Origin of the sequence: Streptomyces armeniacus, assembly GCF_003355155.1 — a bacterium.
GTDB lineage: Bacteria > Actinomycetota > Actinomycetes > Streptomycetales > Streptomycetaceae > Streptomyces > Streptomyces armeniacus.
This window is the reverse complement of record NZ_CP031320.1, coordinates 6017760-6029106: the sequence shown is the minus strand read 5'-3', so window position 1 is coordinate 6029106 and position 11347 is coordinate 6017760. Positions and strand designations below refer to the sequence as shown.

2 protein-coding genes are annotated in these 11347 nt (G+C 72.0%); both read right to left on the bottom strand.

Annotation, left to right across the window (positions count from 1 at the left end):
- Positions 1-44: 44 nt before the first annotated feature.
- On the bottom strand, positions 45-5669 hold the full coding sequence (locus tag DVA86_RS26175; protein WP_208881933.1) for a type I polyketide synthase: 5625 nt from the start codon (positions 5667-5669) through the stop codon (positions 45-47).
- The gene (locus DVA86_RS35535; protein ID WP_208881931.1) at positions 5666-11344 is read right to left on the bottom strand and encodes a type I polyketide synthase; all 5679 of its coding nucleotides are present in this window, start codon (positions 11342-11344) and stop codon (positions 5666-5668) included. Before DVA86_RS35535 ends, DVA86_RS26175 begins: the two co-directional genes overlap by 4 nt.
- Positions 11345-11347: the final 3 nt, after the last annotated feature.

The following is an 11347-nucleotide window of genomic DNA, read 5'->3' as shown; positions in this document are numbered from 1 at the left end:
GAGCTTGCTCTCATTCGTCGTCATACGAGGCTGATCCCATCGACTCAAGAAATTCCGAGCTCGTTGTCGATGAAGTCGAATACTTCATCGTCCGTGGCGGATTCGATCCGGTGAGAGACGACGGAAGCGTTCTCTCCCGCGTCTTCCTGTGCCTGGTGCAATTTCAGGAGAAAGTCCTGCAGGCGAACGGAGAGCGTGGCCCGCTCGTCCGGAGTCGCCAGCGCCAATTCGGACTCCACCCGGTCGAGCTCGGTCAGGACGGGCCGCGACAGTGCCGCCTCCGCGGGCTTCAACGCGGCGAAGAGATGGTCGGCGAGCGCGGCGGGGGTGGGGTGGTCGAAGACGAGGGTGGAGGGCAGTCGCTGACCGGTCGCGGCGTTCAGCCGGTTGCGGAGTTCGACGGCGGTGAGCGAGTCGAACCCCATGTCGAGGAAACCGCGCTCCATGTCCACCCGGTCGGGCCGGTCGTGCCCCAGCACAGCGGCCACCTGGGTGTGCACCAACTCCAGTACGAGCTTGAGCTGCTCGGCCTCCGGAAGGCTCCCGAGCTGCTGCGTGAGCGACGCGTGCGCGGCGGAGCCCGAGGAGGCCTGCCGGGCGGCGGGTGTACGGACGAGGCCGCGGAGGGGCGGCGGCAGCTGACCTGCGGCGGCTTGGGTGCGGAGGGTGGTGGTGTCGAGTTGGGTGAGGGTGAGGGTGGGGTGGTTGGTGGTGAGGGCGGTGTCGAGGAGGGTGAGGGCGTCGTCGGTGGCGAAGGGGGTGATGCCGGTACGGGGGGTGTTGCCGAGGGTGGCGGTGAGGGTGCTGGTGTCGGTCCAGAGGCCCCAGGCGAGTGAGGTGGCGGGTTGGTGTTGTGTGTGGCGGTGGTGGGCGAGGGCGTCGAGGAAGGTGTTGGCGGCGGCGTAGTTGGCTTGTCCGGGGTTGCCGAGGGTGCCTGCGATGGAGGAGTAGAGGACGAAGGCGGTGAGGGGGAGGTGTTGGGTGAGGGTGTGGAGGTGCCAGGCGGCGTCGATCTTGGGGCGGAGGACGGGGTGCAGGCGTTCGGGAGTAAGGGAGGTGAGGGTGCCGTCGTCGGTGATGCCGGCGGTGTGGAAGACGGCGGTGAGGGGGTGTGCGTCCGGGATGGCGTCGAGTACCTGGGCGAGTGCGTTGCGGTCGGCGGTGTCGCAGGCGGTGATCGTGACGTGGGCGCCCAACGCCTTCAGTTCGGCGTGTAGTTCGGTGGCTCGGGGTGCGTTGGGTCCGCTGCGGCTGGTCAGCAGGAGGTGGCGGGCGCCGTGTACCCGTACGAGGTGGCGGGTGAGGTGCGTGCCGAGGGTGCCGGTGGCTCCGGTGATCAGTACGGTGCCGTCCGGGTCCAGGGCGGGGGTTTCGCCGCTTTCGTGAGTCGGGCGGGTGAGGCGGGGTGTGTGGGCTGTGCCGTCCCGCAGGGCGAGTTGGTTCTCGCCGGTACCAACAGCCGTGCGGAGGGCGTGCCATGAGGCGTTGGTGCTGTCTGTGTCGATGAGCAGCAGTCGGTCGGGGTTCTCGTTCTGGGCGGTGCGGATCAGGCCCCATACGGCGGCTGCCGCGAGGTCTCGTACGTCCTCTTCGGGCTTGGTGGCGACCGCGCCCTGGGTGAGGATCACCAGGCGGGTGTCGGCGAGCTGTTCCGCCGTGAGGTAGTCCTGCACTGTGCGCAGGACGTGTTCGGTTGCGGCGTGTGCGGCCTCGTGTGGGGCGTCATCCGGCTCGTTGAGGCAGGGCAGGAGCAGCACTTCCGGGGCGTCTGTCACGGAATTGATGTCCGTATGGTGTGCGAAGCCGTGGCCGTCCTCTCCCAGCACCATCCACCCCGAGGTGTCAGCGGCGCCGGTCTGCGGGAGCGCGTACGGCTCCCACGCCAGCTGGAACAACGCGTTCCGGTGCGTCGCAGCCGAGGAGTTGAGCTGTTCGGGCGTGACCGGGCGACGTTCGACGGACCCGATCGTGGCGACCGGCCGGCCGGTGTCGTCCGCAAGGGTCAGCGTCGCCCCCTCGCCGTCCTCCGACGGCGCCAGGCGTACGCGGAGTTCCGTCGCGCCCGCCGCGTACAGGGTGACGTCCTGCCAGCGCGCGGGCAGTTGCGGAAGGCGTTCCTCCGGCCCGCCGGAGAGGAGGGCGAGCGCGTGGTGGGCCGAGTCGAACAGGGCCGGGTGGATGCCGTAGCGCTCGGCATCGGGACCGGACGCCTCCGGGAGCCGGATTTCCGCGTAGACGGTGTCGCCGTGCTGCCAGGCGCTGTGCAGGCCCTCATACGCCGTGCCGTACGCGAGGTCGCTGTCGGCCAGCCGCTCGTAGAGCGCGTCGACGTCGAGTGGCACCGCATCCGGTACGGGCCACTCCGCCGCGTCCACCGGCCGGACGGACGTCGCGTCCGGGCCGGGCGACGGCGTAAGGGCCGCGGAGGCGTGCCGCGTCCACTCGGCGTCGGGGTCCTGGCCGTCCGGGCGGGAGTGGATGGTCAGGGGCCGGTTCCCCGCCTCGTCCGCCGTTCCGACGAAGACCTGGAGCTGGACGGCGCCGCGTTCCGGGACGAGGAGGGGAGCGTGGAGCTCGAGGGTTTCGATACGGCCGCTGTCGGTGTGTTCCGCCGTGTGGAGGGCGAGTTCGAGGAACGCCGTGCCGGGGAGGACGCGGGTGCCGTGCACGGTGTGCTGGGTGATCCACGGTGTTCCGAGCGCGGACAGCCTGCCTGCCAGCAGGTGTCCGCCGTCGGCGGCGATGGTCACGGCGGCGCCGAGCATCGGGTGGTCGGTACGGTCCAGGCCCAGGTCGGCCGCGTTACCCGAACCGGCGCCGGGGTTGGGCCAGTAGGACTCGTGCTGGAAGGCGTACGTCGGGAGGTCGATGGCGCGGGGCGTGTGGTCCGTCGGCCAGGGGTCGGGGGTCCGGCCGGTGGTGTGCAGGGTGGCGAGCGCGGCGAGGGCCGTCTCGGGCTCGGGGTGGTCCGGGTGGAGCGTGTGGACGGCGACCGGGTCGCTGTCCGGAAGGTTCTCCTGGGTGAGTGTGGTGAGGGTGCCGTCGGGGCCGATCTCCAGGAAGCGGGTGACTCCCTGTGCCGCGAGCGTACGGACGCCGTCGGCGAACCGTACGGCGTGCCGCAGGTGCCGCACCCAGTAGTCGGGCGAGGTGAGCTGCTCGGCGGTGGCTGCTTCACCGGTCACGTTGGAGATCACGGTGATGGTCGGCGGGTGGTAGGCGACGCTCGCGGCGACGGTACGGAACTCCTCGAGCATCGGGTCCATCAGCGGCGAGTGGAAGGCGTGGCTGACCGACAGCCGCCGGGTGCGGCGGCCCTCCGTACGGAAGTGCGCGGCGAGTTCGGTCACGGCCGCTTCCCGGCCGGACACGACGGTGGAACGCGGCCCGTTGAGCGCGGCGAGGCTCAGTTCCGCCTCGCGGCCCTCCAGCAGCGGCAGCACCTCCGCCTCGGTGGCCTCCACGGCCACCATCGCTCCCCCAGAGCCTTCGGCCTGGGAGGCACCCCCTCCGCGCGGCAGCGCCTGCATCAGCCGCCCTCGGGCAGCCACCAGACGGCACGCGTCCGCGAGCGACAGCACACCGGCGACATGCGCGGCGGCCAGCTCACCGATCGAGTGGCCGAGGAGCACATCGGGGCGGATGCCCCAGGACTCCATGAGGCGGAAGAGGGCGGTTTCCACGGCGAAGAGGGCGGGTTGGGCGTAGCGGGTCTGCTGGAGGAGTTCGGCTTCGGGGGTGCCCTCGGCGGCGAAGACGATGTCGTGGAGTGGGTGGTCGAGGTGTGGGTCGAGGTGGGTGCAGGCCTGGTTGAAGGCGTCGGCGTAGGCGGGGAAGGTCTCGTGGAGCCGGCGGCCCATTCCCACGCGCTGACTGCCCTGCCCACTGAACAGGAACGCCAGCTTCCCCGTGCCGGAAGCGTCCGCCTGGCCCTGGACGAGGTGCCGGTCCGTGCCGCCCTCGCGGAGAGCGTGCAGGGCGGTCAGCAGGGCATCGCGGTCGTCGGCCGCCGTGAGGGCGGCGCGGTGGGTGAAGTGGGTGCGGGCGGTGGCCAGGGCGTGGCCGGTCTCGGCCAGGTCCAGTTCCGGGTGCGCGGTCACGTGTGCGTGCAGCCGCGCGGCCTGGTCCCGTAGCGCCTGCTCCGTACGCCCCGACAGCACCCACGGCAACGGCAACGGGAGTGGCAGCGGCAACGGGAGCGCCACGCCGTCGCCGTCGGACACCCCGGACGCGTCAGCCGCCCCCGGTTCCGTCTCCGGTGCGGCCTCCAGGATCAGGTGCGCGTTCGTGCCGCTGACGCCGAACGACGAGACTCCCGCCCGTCGCGGCCGGTCCGTCTCCGGCCATGCCACCGGCTCGGTCAGCAGCCGTACGGCGCCCGCCTCCCAGTCCACATGGGGCGTCGGCTCGTCCACGTGCAGGGTCTTGGGCAGGACGCCGTGCCGCAGGGCCTCGACCATCTTGATGACGCCCGCCACGCCCGCCGCTGCCTGCGTGTGCCCGATGTTCGACTTGACCGACCCGAGCCACAGCGGCCGGTCCTCCGGACGCTCCTGCCCGTACGTCGCCAGCAGCGCCTGGGCCTCGATCGGGTCACCCAGCGACGTACCCGTCCCGTGCGCCTCCACCGCGTCCACGTCGCCCGCCGTGAGCTGCGCGTTGGCGAGTGCCTGCTGGATGACGCGCTGCTGCGAGGGCCCGTTCGGTGCGGTGAGCCCGTTCGACGCCCCGTCCTGGTTGACGGCCGAGCCCCGTACGACGGCGAGCACCGTGTGCCCGTTGCGCCGCGCGTCCGAGAGCCGCTCCACGAGCAGCATCCCGACGCCCTCGCCCCACCCCGTACCGTCGGCCGCGCCCGCGAACGCCTTGCAGCGCCCGTCCGCCGCCAGCCCCCGCTGCCTGCTGAACTCCGTGAAGATCCCCGGCGTCGCCATCACCGTCACGCCCCCGGCCAGCGCCAGGCCGCACTCCCGGTTGCGCAGCGCCCGCGCCGCCAGATGCAGGGCGACCAGCGAAGACGAGCACGCCGTGTCGATGCTGACGGCCGGGCCCTCCAGCCCGAAGGTGTACGAGATACGGCCGGACGCGACGCTCGCCGACGTACCGGTGACGAGATAGCCCTCTGCGGCGTCCAGTTCGCCCATCAGCACGCGTGCGTAGTCCTGGCCGTTGGTGCCGGTGAAGACGCCCGTGGCGCTCCCCTTCAGCGCGGCCGGGACGATGCCCGCCCGCTCGAACGCCTCCCACGACGCCTCCAGCAGCAGCCGCTGCTGCGGGTCCATCGCCCGCGCCTCCCGCGGGCTGATGCCGAAGAACTCCGCGTCGAACTCGTCGGCGTCGCGGACGAACGCGCCCTCGCGGACATACGTGTGCCCGGAACGGTCGGGATCGGGGTCGTACAGCGCCTCCACGTCCCAGCCGCGCTCCGCCGGGAAGTCCGACATCGCGTCCTCGCCGTCCAGGAGCAGCCGCCACAGCCGTTCCGGCGACGTCGCACCCCCGGGGAACCGGCAGGCCATGCCGACGATCGCGATCGGCTCGCGGTCCTTCGCCTCGGCCTCCCGCAGCCGCCGGTTCGCCTGCCGCAGGTCGGCGGTGGCCCGCTTGAGGAACTCGCGGAGCTTGGTTTCGTTCGTGGGGGTGGCGCCCCCGCCTGAGACAGCGTTCATCGGACCTCATCCACTCCGGAAATCCCCAGCTCCTTGCCCAGCACGTCAAAGAGCTCTTCGTCGGTCACTGCGTCGAGATCGCCCTCCGCCGAGTCGTCGGCCGCTCCGGCCGGTTCCTCGAGGGCGCCGTCCAACTTCCATACGAGGGCCCGCAGCCGTGCCGTGACCTTCGCGTACGTCTCGTCCTGCGGCGCCAGCCCCCGCAACGCGGCCTCCAGGCCGTCCAGTTCGGCCAGTACGGGCCCGCCCGCGCCGCCGTCCCGCGCCGGGGCGACGCGCTCGCGCAGGTGCGCGGCGAGTGCCGTCGGCGTCGGGTAGTCGAACGCGACGGTCGCGGGCAGCCGCAGGGCACACGCCGTACCGAGGCGGTTGCGCAGCTCCACCGCCGTCAGCGAGTCGAACCCGAAGTCCTTGAACGCCCGCTCCGGATCGATCACATCCGCCGAAGCGTGCCCGAGCACGGCGGCGATCTGCTGCCGTACGAGGTCCAGCAGCACCGCCTGCTGCTCCTCCGCCGGCAGCCCCGCGAGCCGCTGCGCCAGCGCCTGCCCGGCCGCCCCCGCACCGGCCCCGGCACGGCGGGCGGGGACCCGTACGACGTTCCGCAGGATCGGCGGCACCGGCCGGATGTCGGTCTGGGCGTGCAGCGCGGCCAGGTCGAGCCGGGCCGGTACGACGAGGGCACGGTCGGCGCCGAGCGCCGCGTCGAACAGCGCCAGCCCTTCGGCGGCGGTCATCGGGGCGATGCCGCCCCGGGACAGCCGTGCCTGGTCGGCTTCGTCCATGCCGCCGGTCATCGCGCTGGCCTGCTCCCAAAGGCCCCAGGCGAGGGAGACGCCGGGCCGGTTGTGCGCGCGGCGGTGGTGGGCGAGGGCGTCGAGGAAGGTGTTCGCGGCGGCGTAGTTGGCCTGGCCGGGAGTGCCGAGTGTGCCGGTCGCGGAGGAGAACAGGACGAACGCCGACAGGTCGAGATCCCGGGTCAGCTCGTGCAGATTCCACGCCGCGTCGACCTTGGGGCGCAGCACGCCGCTCAGCCGGTCGGACGTGAGAGCGGTCAGCGTCGCGTCGTCCAGGACGCCCGCGGTGTGCACCACGGCGGTGAGGGGCCGGTCGTCCGGGACGGCGTCCAGTACGCGGGCGAGGGCGTCACGGTCGGCGGCGTCGCAGGCGGTGACCGTGACGTGCGCGCCCGACTCCTCCAGCTCGGTGCGGAGCTCCTCCGCCCCGGGCGCGTCCGGGCCGCTGCGGCTGGTGAGCAGCAGGTCCCGTACACCGTGCCGCCGTACGAGGTGGCGGGCCAGCAGCCCGCCGAGCAGACCGGTACCGCCGGTGATGAGGACGGTGCCGTACGGGGCGACGGGCGCGGGGTCGGCGGCGGGGGCGGGTGCCTGTGTACGGGTCAGCCGCGGCACCAGCAGCACCCCGGACCGTACGGCGACCTGCGGCTCGTCACACGCCAACGCGGCGGACAGGGCCGTACGGGAGGACTCCGCACCGTCCAGGTCGATCACCTGGAACGGCGCGGGATGCTCCGACTGCGCCGAACGCAGCAGCCCCCACGCCGCCGAACCGGCCAGATCCCGTACGTCGCCCCCGCCCGCGCCCAGGTCTGCGCCCGCGGCCACGGCGTTCTGCGTGACGACGGACAGCCGGGCGGAGGCCAGCCGTTCATCGGTCAGCCACTCCTGGAGCACGTGGAGGAGGTGGCGGGTGGCGGCGTGCGTGGCGTCGGCGGTGTCCGCTGCGGCGTCACCGTCTGCCCCCGCCGTACGGTGCGGCAGCAGCACGTGTTCCGGCACCTCCGCACCGGAGTCCAGGGCGGCGCGCAGCGCGGCCAGATCCGGGTACGCGGGCATGGCTGGCATGGCCTCGGCGGAGTCACCGGCCCAGTCGCCGGAATCCGGACCGAGTACGGCGACCGTGCCGAGCGGCTTCGAGGACGGCGCCGGCGTCGGCGTGGCACGGGGCCACTCCAGGTGGAAGAGGGAGTCGCGGCGCTCCACCCCGCGCCGTATCCGTTCGGGTGCGAAGGGCCGGAGGGTGAGGGAGCGGAGGGTGGCGACGGGCGCGCCCACCGCGTCGGCGATCGTCACGGTGAGGGCGTCCGGACCGTCTGCCTCCGGGCCGCCGGTCGGACCAGGACCGGTCGGGCTCACCCGTACGCGTATCCGCTGGAGAGACGTACCCGCAGCGGCGTACGGGACGACCCCGCCCACCGAGCCCGGCAATCGCGCCGACCCCAGCACCGCGTGCAACGCACCCTCCAGCAGCGCCGGATGAACGGCGAACCCGCCCGCGTCCACGTCCTCCGGAAGATCGACCTCCGCGTACATGTCGTCGCCGTCCGCCCACGCCGCACGCAGCCCTTGGAACACGGGACCGTGGTGGAAACCGGCCTGGAGCAGCCCCTGGTACACGTCGTCCGCGTGAACTGCCTTCGCGCCGGCCGGAGGCCACGCGGCCATGCGGTCGAACGAGGCGGCATCGGACGCGGCACTGTCGGACGCGGCGTCGTCGTCGTATGAGCGCAACTGCCCGGCGGCGTAACGCGACCAGGGCGCGTCGTCGCCACCCTGCGTACGGGCATGGAACGCGATACCGCGACGTCCCGCCTCGTCCTCCGGCCCCACGGTCACCCGCAGCTGTACGGCCCCCTGCTCGGGGACGACCAGCGGCTCGTCATCCCACGCGAGCTGCTCGACGCCGCGACAGCCGGTGTGGTGGGCGGCGTGGAGGGCGAGCTCGGCGAAGGCGGTGCCGGGGAGGATGACGGTGTCGAGTACGGCGTGGTCGGCGAGCCAGGGGTGGGTGTCGAGGGCGAGCCGTCCGGTGAAGAGGTGGCCGCCGTCGGGGAGTTCGGCGGTGGCACCGAGAAGCGGGTGATCGGCGTCGTCCAGCCCGGCCGAGGCGACGTTCCCGGCACCGAGGGGAACATCGAGCCAGTAGCGGTCGCGTTGGAAGGGGTAGGTGGGGAGTTCGACGGGGGTGGTGTCGGGGGTGTGCCAGGTGGGGGTGGTGTTGCTGTTCTGGGTCCAGGTGGTGGTGAGTGCGGTGAGGAATTGGGTGGGGGAGTGCTGGTCGCGGCGGAGGGTGCCGGTGATGGTGGCCTGGGTGTCGAGTTCTTCGAGGGTGTCTTGGATGGCGGTGGTGAGGACTGGGTGTGGGCTGGTTTCGATGAAGACCTGGTGGCCGTCGGTGTTGAGGGTGGTGAGGGTGTCGTGGAAGCGGACGGTGCTGCGGAGGTTGGTGTACCAGTAGTCGGCGTTCAGTCCGCTGGTGTCGTACGGGGTGCTGGTGACGGTGGAGTAGAACGGGATGTCGCTGGTGGTGGGGGTGAGGTCCGCGAGTTCGGCCAGGATCTGTTCGCGGATGGGTTCGACGTGGGGGGAGTGGGAGGCGTAGTCGACGGGGATGGTGCGGGCCCGTATGCCGTTGTTCTGGCAGGTGGTCACGTAGTCGGTGACGGCTTGGGTTTCCCCGGCGATGACCGTCGAACTCGGGCCGTTGTGGGCGGCGATGGTGATCCGCTCGCCCCAGCCCGTGAGGTCAACGTCCGCTGCGGGCAGCGGAATCGAGGCCATGGTTCCCGTACCGGCCAGGGCGACCAGCGCGCGGGAGCGCAACGCCACCGTCTTGGCGGCATCGTCCAGCGTGAGGGCTCCGGCGATGTGGGCTGCGGCGATCTCCCCCTGCGAGTGGCCAATCACCGCATCCGGTTGGATGCCGTGGTGCTGCCAGAGGCGCGCCAGGGAGACCATCACCGCGAACAGGACGGGCTGGATGACTTCGACCCGTTCCAGGGTCTCGGTGTGTTCCTCCGGATGGGTCAGTACGTCGATGAGTGACCAGTCGGTGTGCGGGGCGAGGGCGTCGGCGCAGGCGTGCAGGTGCTGGGCGAATACCGGTGAGGAGGCCAGGAGTTCGCGTGCCATGCCTGGCCATTGCGAGCCCTGGCCGGGGAAGACGAACACCGTCTTGCCCGTACTGTTCACCGGAGTCCCAGGAGCGACCAGGTGAGGATTGGCCTGGTCATCGGCGAGAGCGTGCAGCCCGGTCAGGAACGTCTCGCGGTCCTGGCCGATGACCGCGGCCCGGTGCTCGAAGTGTGTACGGCCCGTCGCCAGCACGTGGCCGATCTCGGCCACTCCCAGTTCCGGGTTGGCACTCACATGTGCGTGCAGACGCGCGGCCTGGTCACGTAGCGCCTGCTCCGTCTTTCCCGACAGCACCCACGGCACGGGGGAGTCCACCGGCTCAACCGGCGGCTCCACAGCCTCCGTTGAGGAGGCAGCCTCCAGGATCACGTGCGCGTTCGTGCCGCTGATCCCGAACGACGACACCGCCGCCCGCCGCGGCCGGTCCGTCTCCGGCCATGCCACCGGCTCGGTCAGGAGCGAGACCGCACCCGCGTCCCAGTCCACATGCGGAGACGGCTCGTCCACATGCAGCGTCCGGGGCAACTGACCGTGCCGCATCGCCTCGACCATCTTGATGACGCCCGCGACCCCCGCCGCCGCCTGCGCGTGCCCGATGTTCGACTTGACCGACCCGAGCCACAGCGGCCGGTCCGCCGCCCGCTCCTGCCCATACGTCGCCAGCAGCGCCTGTGCCTCGATCGGGTCACCCAGCGTCGTACCGGTCCCGTGCGCCTCCACCACGTCCACGTCCGCCGGCGCGAGGCGTGCCGTACGCAGCGCGTGCCGGATGACGCGCTGCTGCGACGGGCCGTTGGGGGCGGTGAGCTGGCTGCTGGTGCCGTCCTGGTTGACGGCGGAGCCGCGTACGACCGCCAGCACCGGATGCCCGTTGCGGCGCGCGTCCGAGAGCCGTTCGACCAGCAGCATCCCGGCGCCCTCGCCCCAGCCCACGCCGTCGGCGGCCGCCGCGAACGACTTGCACCGCCCGTCCGGCGACAGCCCCCGCTGGCGGCTGAACTCCACGAACAGGCTCGGCGTCGCCATCACCGTGACGCCCCCGGCCAGCGCCAGGTCGCAGTCGCCGCTGCGCAGCGACTGGCACGCCTGGTGCAGGGCGACGAGCGAGGACGAGCACGCCGTGTCGATGCTGACGGCCGGGCCTTCGAGCCCGAAGGTGTACGCGACGCGCCCGGACGCGACGCTGTACGCGCTGCCCGTACCGAGATAGCCCTCGACGTCCTCGGGCACGCGCCCGTACAGGCGTCCCGCGTAGTCGCCGTACATGATCCCGGTGAAGACCCCCGTACGGCTGCCGCGCAGCGAAGCGGGCGCGATACCCGCGCGCTCGAACGCCTCCCAGGTCAGCTCCAGCGGCAGCCGCTGCTGCGGGTCGATCGTCAGGGCCTCGCGCGGGCTGATGCCGAAGAAGTCCGCGTCGAACCGGTCGGCGTCGTAGAGGAACCCGCCCTGGCGCGTGTAGCTCTTGCCCGTGCGCTCCGGGTCCGGGTCGTACAGCCCGTCCACGTCCCAGCCGCGCCCCGCGGGGAACTCGCCGATCGCGTCATCGCCCTCGGACACCAGCCGCCACAGCTCCTCGGGCGACGTGATGCCGCCCGGGAACCGGCAGCTCATCGCCACGATCGCGACCGGTTCCAGGGCTGATTCGGAGAGCAACTGGTTCTGCTTGCGCAGACGGTCGTTCTCCAGCAGCGAGGCGCGCAGCGCCGCTACGACCTTTTCCGAGGAGGCGTCTGTCATGGG

What these genes read in the sequence shown, in the direction of transcription:
- DVA86_RS26175 (WP_208881933.1), bottom strand. Translation starts at nt 5,669, where the DNA reads ATGAACGCTGTCTCAGGCGGGGGCGCCACCCCCACGAACGAAACCAAG.
- DVA86_RS35535 (WP_208881931.1), bottom strand. Translation starts at nt 11,344, where the DNA reads ATGACAGACGCCTCCTCGGAAAAGGTCGTAGCGGCGCTGCGCGCCTCG.